The sequence below is a fragment of the Bradyrhizobium sp. 41S5 genome, from assembly GCF_011516665.3.
GTDB lineage: Bacteria > Pseudomonadota > Alphaproteobacteria > Rhizobiales > Xanthobacteraceae > Bradyrhizobium > Bradyrhizobium quebecense.
In genome coordinates this window covers 7,365,448-7,381,805 of record NZ_CP083721.1, presented here as the reverse complement: position 1 = coordinate 7,381,805, position 16,358 = coordinate 7,365,448, and the positions used below count along the sequence as shown (strand labels likewise).

General features: G+C 60.1%; 5 protein-coding genes and 7 pseudogenes. 9 read left to right on the top strand and 3 right to left on the bottom strand.

Annotation, left to right across the window (positions count from 1 at the left end; translation table 11 throughout):
- Positions 1-950 precede the first annotated feature (950 nt).
- Positions 951-2,282 carry an MFS transporter gene (locus HAP47_RS35445; protein ID WP_173643934.1) on the top strand — a complete coding sequence of 444 codons (1,332 nt, stop codon included), beginning with the start codon at positions 951-953 and terminating at the stop codon, positions 2,280-2,282.
- A 768-nt stretch (positions 2,283-3,050) separates the two neighbouring features.
- Here the strand turns inward: HAP47_RS35445 and HAP47_RS35440 are convergent.
- A complete protein-coding gene (locus HAP47_RS35440) occupies positions 3,051-6,152 on the bottom strand; it encodes an efflux RND transporter permease subunit (RefSeq protein ID WP_173643935.1) in 3,102 nt (1,033 codons plus the stop codon).
- Between the two features lie 877 nt (positions 6,153-7,029).
- Here HAP47_RS35440 and HAP47_RS35435 point away from each other — a divergent pair.
- Both HAP47_RS35435 and HAP47_RS41820 read left to right on the top strand, forming a co-directional pair.
- Positions 7,030-7,347 (top strand): Dabb family protein, encoded by a 318-nt coding sequence (locus tag HAP47_RS35435; RefSeq protein WP_321576400.1) that lies wholly within the window; start codon positions 7,030-7,032, stop codon positions 7,345-7,347.
- 153 nt (positions 7,348-7,500) lie between these two features.
- Positions 7,501-8,502 (top strand): annotated as a pseudogene (locus HAP47_RS41820) (chorismate-binding protein); the annotation flags it as partial.
- Between the two features lie 72 nt (positions 8,503-8,574).
- Here HAP47_RS41820 and HAP47_RS35425 read toward each other — a convergent pair.
- A complete protein-coding gene (locus HAP47_RS35425) occupies positions 8,575-9,528 on the bottom strand; it encodes an IS481 family transposase (protein WP_173643936.1) in 954 nt (317 codons plus the stop codon).
- Positions 9,529-9,614: 86 nt separating this feature from the next.
- On the opposite strand from HAP47_RS35425, the pseudogene HAP47_RS35420 reads away from it, so the two are divergent.
- The 3 pseudogenes from HAP47_RS35420 to HAP47_RS35410 form a co-directional block, all read left to right on the top strand.
- Positions 9,615-9,929, top strand: a pseudogene (locus tag HAP47_RS35420) (chorismate-binding protein); the annotation flags it as partial.
- A pseudogene (locus tag HAP47_RS35415) lies at positions 9,926-10,505 on the top strand (anthranilate synthase component II). The pseudogenes HAP47_RS35420 and HAP47_RS35415, both read left to right, overlap by 4 nt.
- A 567-nt stretch (positions 10,506-11,072) precedes the next feature.
- Positions 11,073-12,239: pseudogene (locus tag HAP47_RS35410) on the top strand (IS3 family transposase).
- A 182-nt stretch (positions 12,240-12,421) separates the two neighbouring features.
- Here HAP47_RS35410 and HAP47_RS35405 read toward each other — a convergent pair.
- Positions 12,422-12,580, bottom strand: coding sequence for a hypothetical protein (locus HAP47_RS35405; protein WP_173643937.1), 159 nt, complete (start codon positions 12,578-12,580; stop codon positions 12,422-12,424).
- A 346-nt stretch (positions 12,581-12,926) separates the two neighbouring features.
- Here HAP47_RS35405 and HAP47_RS35400 point away from each other — a divergent pair.
- From HAP47_RS35400 to istB, 3 pseudogenes are all read left to right on the top strand, one after another.
- Positions 12,927-13,954 (top strand): annotated as a pseudogene (locus HAP47_RS35400) (IS5 family transposase).
- 210 nt (positions 13,955-14,164) lie between these two features.
- A pseudogene (istA, locus tag HAP47_RS35395) lies at positions 14,165-15,608 on the top strand (IS21 family transposase); the annotation flags it as partial.
- Between the two features lie 85 nt (positions 15,609-15,693).
- Positions 15,694-16,356, top strand: a pseudogene (istB, locus tag HAP47_RS35390) (IS21-like element helper ATPase IstB); the annotation flags it as partial.
- Positions 16,357-16,358: the final 2 nt, after the last annotated feature.

The following is a 16,358-nucleotide window of genomic DNA, read 5'->3' as shown; positions in this document are numbered from 1 at the left end:
CGGCCCTTTTCCAACTTAACCTCTGGTCCCAAAATCGGGGTCCATTTCAGCGAACCGACTTTTGATTGCAGGCGTGCTTTGCCATCGAGCTTCGAGCGTGTGCGCACGCAGATGCGTGAGCGGAGCGCGACCGCTATTGGTTACAGAGGCCGCACGCCTTTGCGGCCATAACCTGACGGCAGCGTCGCAATATGAAAGGAAGGCTATAATCCTAGGACGACATTGATGAATCCAATCCACCCACAGAGGCGCGTCGCCATCGCTGATGCCTTTGACTCCACTTTTCGGGGCTCAATTCTGGCGCATCACGCTTGTCATTTGCTCATTTGCGGCCAGCTGAGCTGCGGCTCGCCATGACCGGATATCACCGCCTGATGCCTGCGGCGGCCGGCGCGATGTCGGCCGTTTTCAAGGTGCCATCAACAATGCAAGCTCCCATTACGTTTGATCGCACGAAGATCTTATTCTGCAGGGAACAATCTCGACAAAGCATGCAGTTTCGCGCAACTACCACGTGGTGGAGCAAAGAGCCGGGCCAATCGCCTGACACTTCCGCGCACGCGCAGCCAGCTGAACGCAGCATGCACGCATGGCGGCCCTTCTGTGTGAAAGCAGGCCTTCTGTTCGGTGGCTGCCAATGTTGTCGCAAACTCGCCATCGCGCAGGACCACAACGACTGCCCGCGCCCGATGGCTGCACCGGTTTCCTTTATTCATTTTTGCGGGCGATTGCCGCGATCAGTGCAAGGCTTGAATCGGGCTGCACGAAGCAGGCATCTTTATTGCAGGCGTTACGATGGGCTTCGTCGTGACATGCTACATCCACATCTGGGGAATCGGCGCGCGACCCGGCCGCCTCAAGATAGACGGCGTGTAGGTTAGATGGAGAGCAACGCGCGCAACCTGGCTGGCCGAAGCCTTCGGCCAGATCGCGACCGAGATGGATCGGGGATGGCCAGTCAATTCGCTCCGGAGCATCGAAAGCCGATTCTCGTTGCGCCGGACGAAAGCCTGACCGGCAGCGTCGTGTTGGGCGCAACGATCGGCAATATTCTCGAATTTTACGACTTCGGGACCTATACCTTTTTCGCAATCCAGATAGGTCAGGCGTTCTTCCCGGCGAGCGACCCGTTTGCCAGCCTCATGCTGTCGCTCGGGACGTTTGGCGCGGGTTTTGTAACCAGACCGATAGGGGCCATCGTGCTCGGCTCGTACTCGGATCGGGTCGGGCGCCGGCCCGCGATGACTGCCAGCTTTGCCATGATGAGCGCCGCGATCCTCGCGTTAGCTGTTACGCCATCGTACGAGACGATAGGAATTGGCGCTCCGTTGCTGGCCATTTTCGCACGTTTGGTGCAGGGCTTCGCTCTGGGAGGTGAGGTCGGTCCGACTACTGCCTATTTGATGGAAGCGGCCCCGGCCGAAGCCCGCGGTCTTGCTGTCTCGTTTCAGCCTGCCAGCCAACAGATAGCTGCAACCGCCGGAGCGCTGGTTGGAGAAATGCTCTCCCTCGCGATGACAAGTGAGGCACTGGACGCGTACGGTTGGCGGATCGCGTTCTTGCTCGGCGCCGGCACGCTGCCGTTGGGACTTTGGCTGCGGAGCGCCCTGCCGGAGACATTACACCGCCCGGAGGCTTCGGCTCCCGTCGTCGAGAGTGCGAAGAGATTGCGTGCCGTCCGCCGTATGATGAGCTTGGGACTCGTCATTTTGGCCAGTTGCACAATTTTTACCTACATCACGGAATATATGACCACCTATGCGCTGAATACCTTGCAAGTTTCTGCGCCTCTCGCCTTCGCCACCACGCTCGTCAGCAATGCAGTAGGAATTGGCGCCGCACTGCTGGGCGGTTGGCTCGCGGATCGTGCAGGACGCCGGCACATCATGATATGGCCGCAGGTCACCGCGCTGCTGATGACCTATCCGGTATTCTGGTGGATCGTAGAGAGCCGCAGTGCCATCGCACTTCTCGGAGGCCTCGGCGCGCTCACCTTCATCGGAACGGTCCCGTATAGCGCCTTCTATGTGAGCATGGCCGAAGGTTTGCCCAAGAACATCCGCGGCGGCGCCTTCGCGACGATTTACGCTTTTGCGATAGCGATCTTCGGTGGCACAGCTCAACCCATCGTCACCTGGTTGATCCACGTTACCGGGAACGCACTGGCTCCCGCCTGGTACATGCTTGTCGCTAGCGCGGCCGGATTCTGTGCCATGCTGATGATGCCCGAGACGGCACCGCCGAGAATTCAGAGCGCTGCGCATAAGCGAAGCCCGTCGTAGCGCTGGACAACGTGATCACGGGTCCCTTCCGCTCATATCGCGCTCCCCGTCAAATCTTTGGGGAAGAAAGTAGATCGGCCCGAGAGATAGGAATTGTCTTGATGAACCATTCGATTTTTGCAGGAGGGGCCGGTGTTGGGGCCGCGCCTTCTTGTTGGGGTCGGGTAGGCTTTCGAGTTTTTCGCTTTTTCCTACTGGATGGTCATCGGCATTGGAACAAGCGATGGGCAATCCGCGTGATGATCGCTGCAACACGGCGGGTTTCTTGCTGCGCAGCGCTAGAGGCCCCCTTGCTAGCCAGAATAGGCTGCCTGTGCCCGACCAGTATCGAATCCATAGCTATGTTAATGAGATAGGCTTCAGACGCCCAGCCAGTTCCGACCCGCTCGCCTACGGGACGCAGACTGCAGCAAACCAGCGCTCGTCTGTTCTGCCGGCAAGACAAGCCCGAGCAAATCATTCCCTTCCAGAGCCAATGAAACAAGGCGGCACCACCACTGTTCGTCATCGGGAGTGCATGAATTCTCCCAGACAGGCAAGCATGCGAGTTGCGCTGCCGTGGATGTCCGGCAATTCACCCTGGCAGAGGCCAATAGCTACCGCCCCTTTCTGATCGGTCGGCAACAATACCGAGCCTGTCGGAGCAGAGAATGACGCGGACCGCGCCACCAATTGTAGCCAACCAGCGCGATCAAGTCACCGCGGTCGGCGATCAGCGTCCCCTGCTTTAGCACCAATTCGGCGAAGCTCAATTGATTGTGAGCGTCATCACTTGGCCAAGTGGGCATCAACAGCCCCGGCGTGTTCCAACTCAGCGGTGTTCTTGACGTGGACAGCATTCGCACCGGCGCGGTGATCGGACGCAATCGCGACATAGAGCGCCGGTAGCACGAAGAGCGTGAACAACGTTCCGATGGACATGCCCGCGACGAGCACGAGCCCAATCGAGAAGCGGCTCGCGGCGCCAGCGCCCGTTGCGGTCAACAAAGGTAAGAGACCAGTGACCATCGCCGCCGTGGTCATCAAGATCGGACGAAGTCGAACGCGCGCCGCCATCTCGATAGCCGAGCGGCGGTCGAGCCTCTCCTTGAGCTGCAGCTCATTGGCAAACTCAACCATTAAGATACCGTGCTTGGAAATCAGCCCGACCAGTGTCAACAGCCCAACCTGAGTGTAGATGTTCATCGTCGACAAGCCAAAGAATAGCGGGATCAAGGCCCCGACGACCGCCATCGGAACGCTGATCATGACGATGAGGGGATCGCGCAGGCTTTCGAACTGCGCCGCAAGCACCAGAAAAATGATGATGAGTGCAAACGCAAAGGTGATGGCGAGTTGATTACCCTCGCGCACATATTGGCGAGCGTCGGCAAGGAAGTCGTGGCTAAAGCCTGCGGGCAGCATCTTTGCCTCCTCGTCCAGGTAGTCCACAGCCTGACCGATCGTGACACCAGGCATCGGTACAGCCTGGAAGGTCGCGGAGTTGAGCTGGTTGTAGTGGGTGAGCGTGTTCGGATCGGTCGCAGTCTCGATGGAAACCACGGTCGACAGCGGCAGCATCGAGCCTCTCGCAGTCTTCACATAATAGCTTCCAAGTGATTCCGGCGTCAGGCGGTTTTCGCGCGCCAGTTGCGGGATCACCTGGTAGGAGCGCCCCTGCAAGTTGAAGCGGTTCACGTAGTTGCCGCCGAGCAGGGTCGCAAGCGCGCCACCGACGTTCTCCATGGTGATGCCGAGATCGCTTGCCTTGGATCGATCCACCTTGATTTGCACCACGGGCTGATTGAACTCAAGGTCAGAGTCACTGACCGCGAACAGACCGCTCTTGCGAGCGGCATCCTTCAGCTTCGACATCTGCTCATAGACGGACTGGAAACCTAGGGTCGAACTGATCACCATTTGCACCGGCAGGCCGCCCGAACCGCCCGGAAGAGGCGGCAAACCAAACGCAAATGCGTTGATGCCTTCGATTTTGGACAGCTCGGCCTGAACGGACCACTTGAGCGCGATCGATGATCTCTTACGCTCGTCCCAAGGCTTTAGCAACATGCCGGCCATGCCGCCCTGCGGCCCGCTGCTGCCGTTGAGCACGAAGCGCAAATCGGTCTCGGGAAACTTCTGGAACGCTTTGTCGAGCTTGGCGCCGTAATAATCGAAGTAATCGATATTGGCGTATTTCGGCGCTTTAGTCAGCGCGAATATGATGCCCTGATCCTCCTCAGGTGCAAGTTCCTTGGACGTATGCATGTAGAGAAAGCCCGCAAGGCCCAGCATGGTCAGCGCAAACAGCCCGGTAATCGGACTATAGTCGAGCGAGCGGTCGAGGTTGCGGCCGTACCAGCGGGTCGTGGCGCCGAACGCGCGGTTCACAACCCTTGCAAACCGCCCCTCCTCAGAGTTCTTCAGGAAGACCGAACACATCATCGGCGACAGCGTCAACGCAATTGCGCCCGAAACGATGACCGAGCCCGCCAGCGTGAACGCAAATTCGCGGAACAGCGCGCCAGTGAGGCCGCCGATAAAGCCGATTGGCGCGTACACGGCGGCCAGCGTGATCGTCATGGAGACGACGGGACCGACGATTTCGCGCGCCCCCTGGGTCGCGGCCAGCGCGGGCGGCGCGCCTTGTTCCAGATGGCGATGAATATTCTCCACGACGACGATTGCATCGTCGACCACGAGACCAATCGCAAGCACCATCGCGAGAAGGGTCAGAAGATTGAATGAAAACCCCAGCGCCAGCATCATGCTGCAGACGCCAACAAGCGACAGCGGAATGGTAACTACGGGAATGATGACCGACCGAAACGAAGCCAGGAACAGGAAGATCACGACCACCACGATCAAGACGGCCTCGACCAGCGTCTTCTCCACCTCATCGATCGATGATTGAATGAACTTCGTGGAGTCGTAGGCCACTTTCATCTTCAGCGAAGGCGGCAAGTTGCGCTCCATGTCTGGAAATAGCGTCCGTACGCCTCGTACGATGTTCAGTGGATTGCCTTGAGGGCTCGCCTGCACGCCGATGAAGACCGCGTGCTCGCCGTTCATGGAGACGCTGGCGTCTGCGGTCTGCGCGGCAAGCTCGACCGTCGCAATGTCCTCCATGCGCACAAATCCGCCGTCATTGGCCTTGACGATCATGCGCTTGAAGTCATCGACACCGCGCAGATCAGTGTTGGCCGTGATGTCGGAGATGGTGAGATAGCCCTTGACCTGACCGGCCGCGGCCTGGAAGTTGTTGGCGGCAATTGCAGCCGAAGCGTCCGCCGGCGACACGCCATGCCCCGTCATTTTCACAGGATCGAGCCATAGCCGCATCGCAAAACTCTGGCCGCCCAGGATGTCCGCCGCTGCGACCCCCTCTACAGTCGACATAACCGGCTGCACCACGCGTGAAAGATAGTCGGAGATCGCGCTGGCCGTCAGTTCCTCGCTGGAGAAAGCGATATACATGACAGCCGTGGTCTGACCGGCTGACTTGGTGACGACCGGATCGTTTGATTCCTTCGGAATTTGAGACTTGACCGAGTTGACCTTGGAGAGCACTTCGGTAAGCGCCTCGTTGGGATCAAAATTGAGCTTGATGTAGACCTGGATCGTCGAGCTACCGAGCACCGATGAGGACGTGATGTAGTCGACGCCCTCGGCGGACGCCACTGCCTGCTCCAGGGGGGCCGTGATGAACCCCTGGATCATGTCGGCGGAGGCACCCGGGTAGGAGGTTGTGATATTGACGACCGTGTTTGACAGCTTCGGATACTGCCGGATCGGCAGAACGGCGGCCGCGCGAAGGCCGATCAATAGGATCAGCAGACTGATGACGACTGATAACACGGGACGTTTGAGGAAAAGATCGGCAAATGCCATCGAGGCTCTCGCATTCAGGAGGGTGACGCAAATTCGCTGGCACTGGCAAGTCGCGCTCCAGTTACGGTCATCAGCGCGGCTGACAGTGGCAAAGACCCGAGAAGGAAGCGGAATCGGCTGCTCTAACGGCTAGTTCCTAGGCAGAGGATCCGATCCTCCACTTCTTCATCACCATTCCTTGGTTGAATCTTTGCCCTTTTGATCGCTGATCGCAAGTATGGACACACCTCTTCAGGATAAAGACCCATGTCATTCTGTGCGCAATCGGCCCGAGGTCCGACTCAGAATACGGAAGCGGGCTCACGCATTTCCATTCCGCTTCATCCTCACGCCTCAAGCAACGCCTTGCAGCAAGCGGATCAGTCGGCACTAACGGCTTCCGCGCCACTATCGAATGATCCAGCGGCGACGTCGAAAGTACAAACAACTAGACGAGTGACTCAACTCTACAAAGGCAAGCGCGCGATATAGAATGGGTTGCCAAACCTATACCAAGGTTTGTCGGCGCCTTACGCTGGCATGAGCCGCGCGAGACTTGCGACGCGCCCCCGGGGCCAAGATGGACCGGCGCACAAATGGATTCTAGAGATGCCCATGTTGGTCGCCGTGACGTCGGGCGGTTCCGGGTCGATGCGAACCTCGTCAATCTCCGGCGAATATGGGGTCGCCCGCTTGCAGGCGATAACGCTCGGGCACGATGCGACCGGATGGAAGACGGCAAAGGCGGGCGACACGCACAGCGTCGGTCCTGCTTCGAGGCCAACCTGGATCGGTTTCCAGAAATTCGCGCCGAGTGCTGCCAGCTTCCGTACAGCATTGCGTTGGGCTTGATGCCGATATAAGAACGCCACGTTGCAGCGTCACGATTGCGGCCACCATGATTCGTCACATCGCCTTCTTCACCGCCAACGATCAAGCCGGTATCGACCAGATCGTCGAAGGTCTGTCAGTTCTCACCGCAATCCCGTATGCACGCCGGCTCGGGATTGCGCGCAACCGCAAGAGCGATCAACTCGGCAATGAAGTCGACGTCGTGGTGTACGGTGAGTTCGACAGCGAGATGGATCTCGCTGCGTACAAAACGCACGATTTGTATCAAGAAGCGATCCGGTGCGTCCGGCCACTTCGGAACTGCGGTTTGCCGCTGACTACGAACTGTCAGCAGATGTCTATTTCGCTGGAACGTCGGGGTTGAGCCAAGTTGATCGACGCCCCCGACGAGCTAGTCGCAGCTAAGCATGATGATGATCAGCCTCGAGGCTTTGTACGTGTCGGACGGAAATTGCGCTTGTTCGCGCCAGGACAACGATCAGAGCCGGCTTTACGGCCTGCCGATCATCGGTAACCGATAGCCCTATGCACGTCCGCGAGTTGCAGTGGATCGAGCCTGTCAAGGCGATGCCTTGCGCAGCGCCCGCAGCTTACCTTTCTCGATAGCGCGGCAGGGCATGAACTTCTCGGGCGGTACTCATATTTGACCTGCGAACCGTTTGGCACCTATTGGTCGCCGATGGACAGGCAAGCTGGAATGCAGAGGCCGTTGCGGGCGATCCATGAGTGGTCCTGCGAAGCCTTCTCGCCAGATACCGAGCAGCACATCGCCCCGATCTCCCGCCGTTCCAGGGTGGCGCCGCCGCTCCTTGCTTACGACATGAACCGGACACTGGAGCGACTGCCGGCCCCGTCCCTTCCCGGCCTCCGCTTACCTCAATCAATTCTACATTTCGATGACGTGGTGGTCAGTTTCGATCAGCGCGACCAGAGGTGCTGGATCGTCTCTACGGGATGGCCGGAGCAGGAGCCCGCTCGACGAAACGAGCGTGCGCGTCGTCGCGCTGATGAGTTTGCAGCACTGCTTGCCAGGCCAGGGTTACCTCGACTCACAACCCCTAGCAGGGCGGGCCCGTGGCATTCGAACTTTAGCCGCGAAGGCTTCATGTCGGCGGTCCAACGCGTCATGGAGTTGATTCTGGCCGGGCATATATTTCAGGCGAACATCGCGCAACGTTTCAGTGCCAGGGTGGCGCCGCTATTCGATCCACTGACCTTCTATTGCCAGCTCCGCTCATCGAACCCGGCCCCGTTTGGAGCGCTCTTGCGCTACGGAAAGCTAACGATCGCATCGAGCTCTCCGGAACGATTTCTGAAACTTGACGGACAGCAGGTCGAAACACGCCCCATCAAGGGGACAATCGCGCGTTCCGCCGACGGCGAGGAAGATCGGCGCCGCGCCAAAGTGCTCCTTGCGTCCGAAAAGGATCGCGCCGAGAACGTCATGATTGTCGACCTGCTGCGCAACGATCTGTCACGCGTCTGTACAGACAATTCGGTCGATGTCATGGCACTGTGCAACCTGGAATCCTATGCCTCAGTGCATCACCTCGTCTCGTCAGCGGCACTCTGGCTGCGGGCCAAGAAGCGGTTAGCTGTGGAATCTCAACAGGTCGTCCATCGGAAGGCCGAGGCGGCTGATGGGCGGTTTGGCTTGCAGACTACCGTGGGGGCGATGCCAGTTGTAGTGATGAAGCCAGATTGGCAGGTTTTTGGCCCGCAGGTCTGAGGTGTCGTAGGCGCGAACGTAGGCCCACTCGCGGAGCGCGGTCTGGATGAAGCGTTCAGCCTTGCCGTTGGTTTGCGGTCTGTAGGGTCTGGTGAAGATGTGCTTGAGGCCGAGCTTCCTGCACGCTCTGGCGAAGGCCTTGGCGCGGTAGCAGGAGCCGTTGTCGGTCATGATGCCGGTGACCTTCATGCCGAGGCTGCGGTAGTAGGTGACAGTCTCCTTGAGGAAGGCGATGGCACTCTCCTTTTTTTGATCCCGCCGGATCTGGGAGAAGGCCAAGCGCGATGTATCGTCGATCGCTACGTGGACGAACTCGTGGCCGGCGCCGCGGCTTTCGCCCTTCTGGCGATCGTGGGTGATGCGGTGGCCTGGTCTTACGAACCTGCCGAGCTTCTTAATGTCGATATGGATGAGCTCGCCGGGCTGCTCGCGCTCATACCGGCGCACCGGCTCCGCAGGCTCCAGATCGCGTAGCCGGCTTAATCCCAAGCGACGAAGGATGCGGCTGACAGTGGCCGGCGACACCGCGACCTCGGCTGCGATCTGCTTGCCGGTGTGGCGCCGCCGGCGCAACGTCTCGACGGCGGCGCGCGTGGCAGGCGGGGTTTGGCTTGGCGATGAATGAGGTCGCGACGAGCGGTCGCGCAAACCATCGACACCTTCTGCGCGGAACCGCTTGACCCATTTGGCCACCGTTTTCGGTGTCGTGTTAAACTGATCCGCCGCGACGGCCTGGCTCAACCCGCCCTCGACCACGCCCCGCACCATCGCCTCTCGACCTTTGGGCGTCAAAGGCGCATTCTTGTGGACGTTCATCTGGTCTCTCCTTGAAACGCTGAAGCTTCGCAACCTCAGCTTCCTCGGTTCAGACCAGATGGACAACCTCCTGAGACACCAAAGCTAGCCTGCTTCGCGCCTGCTTTCCGGGCGGCTCCGTGACTGGTGTTCCAAAGGTGCGATCGATAGAAATCATTGCGGACCTCGAGAAAGTGGCGCGAGAGGTCTATTGCGGGGCGATCGGCTTCGTTGGATTCAGTGGACAGATTGACACGAACATTGCGATTCGTACTGTGACGATCGACGGCGACCTGACTATGTTTCATGCAGGGGGCGGAATAACGGCGACGTCAACTCCTGAAGCCGAATATGAGAAGACGCTTGCCAAGGCACAGCGCCTCTTTGGTGCTTTTGATTCCGAGATACCCGGTGCATTTTGATTTTCATCATCGATAATTACGATTCCTTCGTATTCAATATTGCACGTTATCTTCGCATGCTGGGTGCAGAGACAGAAGTCGTCCGAAATGACGCGATCAGCATCACCGATCTCGTTGCGCTCAAGCCGCGCGCAATCATCATTTCTCCCTGCCCCCGCACGCCAATGGAAGCCGGCATTTCCACTGCCGTCGTCCGCGAGCTTTCGGGGCGCGTCGCCATTCTTGGCATCTGTCTTGGACACCAGTGTATTGGCAGCGTTTTCGGAGGGCGCGTGGTCCGTGCCCGTTGTCCCACGCACGGGCGAGCCTCACCAATAACGCATGACGGTCGGGGATTGTTCAAGCAGCTTTCGTCTCCACTTCCTGCCGGACGCTACCACTCTCTGGCGGTCGAATTCGATGAGTACGCGCCGCAGCTCATGGTGACAGCTCGTTCAAGTGAAGGCGAGATCATGGCTCTAGCACACCGGCATCAACCAACCTATCGTGCAGTTTCACCCTGATTCAGTACTTACTCAAGAAGTTCGCACGTTGCTTATGAATTTTTTGCAACTGGCAGCGAGTTTCCGAGCGTGACATCGGAAGTCACGCGCGCGGTAGCTTGGCCCGCGGCAGATCATGGCACACTGCGCACTTGATCTCGCTTGCCTAACGTTGTGCGGTAAGCACCGACCAGTCGAAGATGTAACGAGAAAGCGCGAAAGAGCTCAATTGGCACGATGCGTACGCAACTTTATCTTTTCGTTCGGTCTAAATTGAATTACTTGGGGTGCACAATACGTGGACCTCTTCGCATTGCCTCCATTCGATGAACAGGCGGACTATCCTCCAGCCTGGTCTCAAAAATGCTTATTCGAGATCCGCCAAGAAGTTGGCGGTGCCTTGCGGTAGCCTTCACTACCGCTGCCCTAGTCTTACTGAGTCAGAAAGCCGCAGAGCTTTGGCGCGGGTTCTCGCGTAGCGTGAGATGATTCGTTTTTCAGCATGCGAGAGCTGAGATGAATCTTCAAGAGCAGACCAGCGAGGCGCGGTTTTCGGCGTATATGTCGAAGAACTTGTGAGCGTGATCGTGAAATGGACCCCGATTTTGGGACCAGAGGTTAGTTGGAAAAGGGCCGCTCCGTTTGATAGACGGAGGGCATGATGACGACGAAGACGAGACGCAAGATCGACGCGGCACTGAAGGCAAAGATTGCGCTGGAAGCCGTGCGGGAGCAGGCGACGGTGGCCGATCTGGCCCAGCGCTATGAGGTTCACCCGAACCAGATCTATGCCTGGAAGAAGCAACTGCTGGACCAGGCGGCGCGGGCCTTTGATGCGGGTGTCGGGCGCGAGAGCGAGGAAACGCGCGAACGCGAGATCGAGAAGCTGCACGCCAAGATTGGACAACTGACGGTCGAGCGCGATTTTTTAGCGCGGAGGTCCGGAAGATGAGCACGCCGGACCGTCGAGGAATGCTCGATCGCGCCGACAAGGCGCTGTCGATCCCGTCGGCAATGCCTGTTGCTTGGCATCGCGCGCTCCGGGGTCTACCGGCCGCCCCGGCCGGCCAACGACAACGACCTTGCCCTGATGCGGCGGATCGACGAGCTGTTCATCGCCTGGCCGTTCCTGGGCTCGCGGCGAATGACCGCAATGCTGAAGGCTGAGGGGCTTCAGGTCAATCGCAAGCGCGTGCAGCGGTTGATGCGCAAGATGGGCATCGCGGCGCTGGGACCGAAGCCGAACACGACGAAGCCGGCGCCGGGCCACAAGATCTATCCTTATCTGTTGCGCAACATGACGATCGACCGGCCGAACCAGGTGTGGGCCGCCGACATCACGTATCTGCCCATCGGCCGTGGCTTTTCTTTATCTCGTCGCCATCATCGACTGGGCGAGCCGTGCGGTTCTGGCGTGGCGGTTATCGAACACGATCGACGTCTCGTTCTGCGTGGCGGCTCTGGAAGAGGCGCTGGCGAAGTACGGCAGGCCGGAGATTTTCAATACCGACCAAGGCAGCCAGTTCACCAGCGCGGCCTTCACCGGCGCGTTGGCGGGCGCAGGGATCAAGATCTCCATGGATGGCCGCGGTCGTTGGATGGACAACGTCTTCATCGAGCGGCTGTGGCGGTCGCTCAAGCATGAGGACATCTATCTCAAGGGCTATGCCGACGGCCGCGAGGCCAAGGCAGGGATCGCGAGCTGATCGCCTTCTACAACGATCGTCGCCTTCATCAGGCGCTCGGCTATCGCACGCCGATGGCGGTCTGGCGCGAACGGATGCAGGCCGCGAAGGCTGTGGAATGGTGGACAACGCTGACGCGTTGACCACATGCCCACAGCAACAGCAGCAGACAGTGTCTCTGGCGGCGTGATAGGAAGTAATCAGGAGCGGTCAGTTTCCAACTAACAAACCGGCTCAAGCGGCCCCGCTCCGCGGGTCCATTTCATTACTTCGTTGGCCGCAGGATCGTGGGCGACAACTGACAAAGTGATCGTCGCCGCCGAAATCAATTACCGTTCCGCCGAGAGAAGCCAATTTGTACTTCAATACGGCGACTAGCCTGCGAGCGTCCATCATCCTGAGGAGCAACTTGCCATTTAGGCAGGGCAGGACGTTTTAGCGAACGATCGGCATCGAGTTCGCGATGCGCGATCGCCTGCTGCATCGCATGCATATCCTCCAGACCGGCCGCGTTGGTTGCCGCCCGCGCGAACAAGAAACGAGGGTCCGGCACCCGACCTGATCGGAGTAAAATAGGATGTCCTGCTGGGCGGGTCGCATGCAGGTTCCGCATCGCCACTTTGCGAAGCATTTCGCATCCGCTGCGGTTTGGTGGCGTCGCCCCGCTGCGGACGCCGCGCTGCTTGCAATTCCTTGCGCCGGGACCTGAAAGGATCAGACGAATTATAGCACACCTCATGGCGTTACAAGACCTAACAGGCTGTTGAAGAAGTCGGTAGCGAAGCGTTTCGTATCGTGATTCTCTGGGACCAGGATTTAACCGGGGCGCGATGCGGGGAAGTGACGACCGGACCGGCTCGCTTTTCAGTTATGGGGGCCTGGAGGCTCGGGTTCGCGTCGACCATCCGCTACGGGTGATCCGGGACTTGGCAAATGCGGCGCTGGGTGACCTTTCTGGGGAGTTCGGCAAGCTCTGTACGGACTTCGGTCGCCCCTCGATCGTACCGAAGAAGTTGCTTCGGGCGATGCTCCTCCAGGCGTTTTACGGCGTTCGCTCGGAACGGCATCTGATGGAACGCATGGAGTTCGATCTTCTGTTCCGCTGGTTTGTTGGGCTTGGAGTGGACTATGTGGTTTGGGACCATTCGACCTTCTCGAAGAACCGCGACCGGCTGCTTGAGGGCGAGATTGCGGCCAAGTTCCTGAACGCGCTTTTGGCGCAGCCGAAGGTCAAGCGCCTGCTATCGAGCGATCACTTCTCGGTGGATGGTACGCTGATCGAAGCCTGGGCCTCGATCAAGAGCTTCCGGAAGAAGGATGGCAGCGACAAAGACGAGGATGGTCCGAGACGCAATGCCGAGCGCGGCTTTACAAGAAGGGTGACGGCCAGCCGGCCAAGCTGAGCTATATGGGCCATGCGCTGATGGAGAACCGCAATGGTTTAGCGGTTTTGGGCGGAGTGAGCCAAGCGACAGGCACCGCCGAACGAGAGATTGCGCTTGCCATGATCGACAGGCGCGGGTGCGCGAAGCGGATCACTCTGGGGGCGGACAAGGCCTATGATGTCACGCAGTTCGTCCACGACCTGAGGGATAGATCGGTTACTCCGCACATCGCGATTGATGGACATCTGAGTAAAACCGGCAAGCGGCGCAAGACGGCGATCGACGCACGTACCACATGTCACAGCGACTACGGCATCAGCCAGCGTTGCCGCAAACGCATCGAAGAAGTCTTCCGGCCTGGCTTGGCCAAGGTCAAGCGGCGAGGTCGCGACCGGGTGGATGCCGTCTTTGTCCTTGCGCTTGCGGCCTACAATCTGATCCGGCTGCCCAAGCTTCTGGCGGCACCGGCATGAGCATTCGGGGCAGGTGGCTGCGCGGCGGTGATCAGGGTGAGACTCCAGCGACAATCAAGGTGAGACTGCGTCGATGGGGACGGACCGAAGGGAGGGCGCAGCCCGACCGGAGGACCGTCCCCATCGGCGTCGCGCGTTTTGGACCCGTCTGGCGGCCGGGTGCGGCTGGTGCAAGCTGTTGATTCGTCTCGACAAGAGGGAATCGATGCCTTGCCTGGCCTCCACATCACCGACCACCAGATGAGGCTGTACATGACCTACCGACTGACACTGTCCCCCGAGGCCGCCGCGGCCAAGGCGGGGTTCTCGAAGGCAAGCGCGGATCGAATCGAGGGCGATTGTCGCCCGCCATCGCAGAAGAAGACGCCGAGGGGCCGGCGCCTGTCCGATCCGCTCGGGCAGTATTGGGACGCCGAGATCGTTCCGATCCTGAAGGCTGCGCCCGGCATCCGCGTGATCGGCGGCTGGACGAGTTGCACCGACGGCATCATGACTTGAACCCGAACATCCGCCGCACGCTGGAGCGGCGCATCAACGCCTGGCGGGCGCTCAACGGCCCCGAACAGGACGTGATCTTCCGCCAGCAGCACGAGCCCGGCCGCCTGGTCTGTCCGACTTCACCGACGTGAGCGCGCTCGGTATTACCATCGCGGGTGAGCCGCTCGATCACCGGCTCTATCACTTCCGGTTGGCGTTCTCCGGCTTCGAGCATGCCCATGTCGTGCTCGGCGGCGAAAGCTTCGTCGCCCTGGCGGTGGGCTTGCAGAACGCGCTGTGGGCGCTTGGCGGCGTGCCGCGGGAGCATCGCAGCGACAGCCTGTCGGCAGCATTCCGCAATCTGGCCGCCGACGCACGGGAGGATCTGACGCAGCGCTATGCCGGGCTGATGGGCCACTATGGCATGGCGCCAACGCGCAACAATGCGGGCATCGCACACGAGAACGGCTCGATCGAGAGCGCGCACGGCCATCTCAAGCGGGCACTGGAAGATGCGCTGTTGCTGCGGGGGACGCGCGACGCGCGACTTCGCCAGTCTCGATGCGTACCGGGCTTTTGTCGACGAGATTGTCGGCCGGCGCAACGCCAACCTCGCCAAGCCGATCGCGCTCGAGAAGGAGGCCTTGGCGCCGCTGCCAAAAGGCCGCACGACCGACTTCGAGGAGAAAGTGATCCCGGTGACGTCGTCAGGCGGCTTCATCCTGCGGCGCGTGTTCTACACCGTGCCTTCAAGATTGATCGGCCATCGCCTGCGTGTGCGCATCTTCGACGATCGGCTCGAATGCTTCCTTGGCGTCACGCCGGTCGTGACGCTGCGGCGCGGTCGGCCTATGTCCGAGAGCCAGGGCGGTCATGTCGTGGATTACCGGCACGTCATCCATGCCCTGCGGCGCAAGCCGATGGCGCTCCTCAATCTCGTTTATCGCGACCAACTCTTCCCGCGTACAGCTTACAAACGTCTGTTCGAGACCTTGCGGGAGCATGGTGATGACCGGCGCGCCTGCAAGGTGACGGTCGAGCTTCTGGCGCTGGCTCACGAGCGCGCCTGCGAAGCAGAACTCGCCGAGGTGATCGCGATGGATCTGGACGCGATCTTGCCGCGCTGCGCGGCCGCTTCCGACCCGAGGCGGCCTCGATCCCACGTGTCGCCGTGTCGCCGTCCAGCTGGTGCCGCTCGACGTCTACGATGAACTCGCCTCCGTCAGCGTCATGTTGGGCCGCTCGAACCTGGGAGAGGCAGCATGACCGGTATCGCTACCTCCGTCGATGCCGCCCGTGTCGAGCTGCTTCTCAATGAGCTCCGCCTGCCGGGCGTCAAGGCGATCTGGCCGAAGCTCGCCGCACAGTCGGACAAGGAAGGGTGGCCTGCCGCCCGCTTCCTCGCCGCCCTTGCCGAGCACGAGGCGGCCGATCGCACCCGCCGTCGGATCGAGCGACACATGGTGGAAGCGCGTTTGCCCGCCGGCAAGACGCTCGCCCCCTTCGACTTCGAAAGCGTGCCGATGCTATCAAAGGCACAGGCGATGGCGCTCGCCGCTGGCGACGCCTGGTTGAAGGCCGGCGCCAATTTGCTCTTGTTCGGTCCATCGGGCGGCGGCAAGACCCATCTCGGCACGGCGATCGGCCTGGCTCTCGTCGAGAACGGTTGGCGCGTTCTCTTCGCGCGCACCACCGATCTGGTGCAACGGCTGCAGGTCGCGCGGCGCGAGCTGGCGCTGGAGTCCGCGATCGCCAAACTCGATCGCTATGACCTCCTGATCCTCGACGACATCACATATGTGAGCAAGGATCAGCCGGAAACCAGTGTGCTGTTCGAGTTGATCGCCGCCCGCTACGAACGACGCTCGCTGCTGATCACGGCCAATCAGCCATTTGGCGAATGGGGGCGTATCTTCCCGGAGCCGAT

What these genes read in the sequence shown, in the direction of transcription:
- HAP47_RS35445 (WP_173643934.1), top strand. Translation starts at nt 951, where the DNA reads ATGGCCAGTCAATTCGCTCCGGAGCATCGAAAGCCGATTCTCGTTGCG.
- HAP47_RS35440 (WP_173643935.1), bottom strand. Translation starts at nt 6,152, where the DNA reads ATGGCATTTGCCGATCTTTTCCTCAAACGTCCCGTGTTATCAGTCGTC.
- HAP47_RS35435 (WP_321576400.1), top strand. Translation starts at nt 7,030, where the DNA reads ATGATTCGTCACATCGCCTTCTTCACCGCCAACGATCAAGCCGGTATC.
- HAP47_RS35425 (WP_173643936.1), bottom strand. Translation starts at nt 9,528, where the DNA reads ATGAACGTCCACAAGAATGCGCCTTTGACGCCCAAAGGTCGAGAGGCG.
- HAP47_RS35405 (WP_173643937.1), bottom strand. Translation starts at nt 12,580, where the DNA reads ATGCAGCAGGCGATCGCGCATCGCGAACTCGATGCCGATCGTTCGCTA.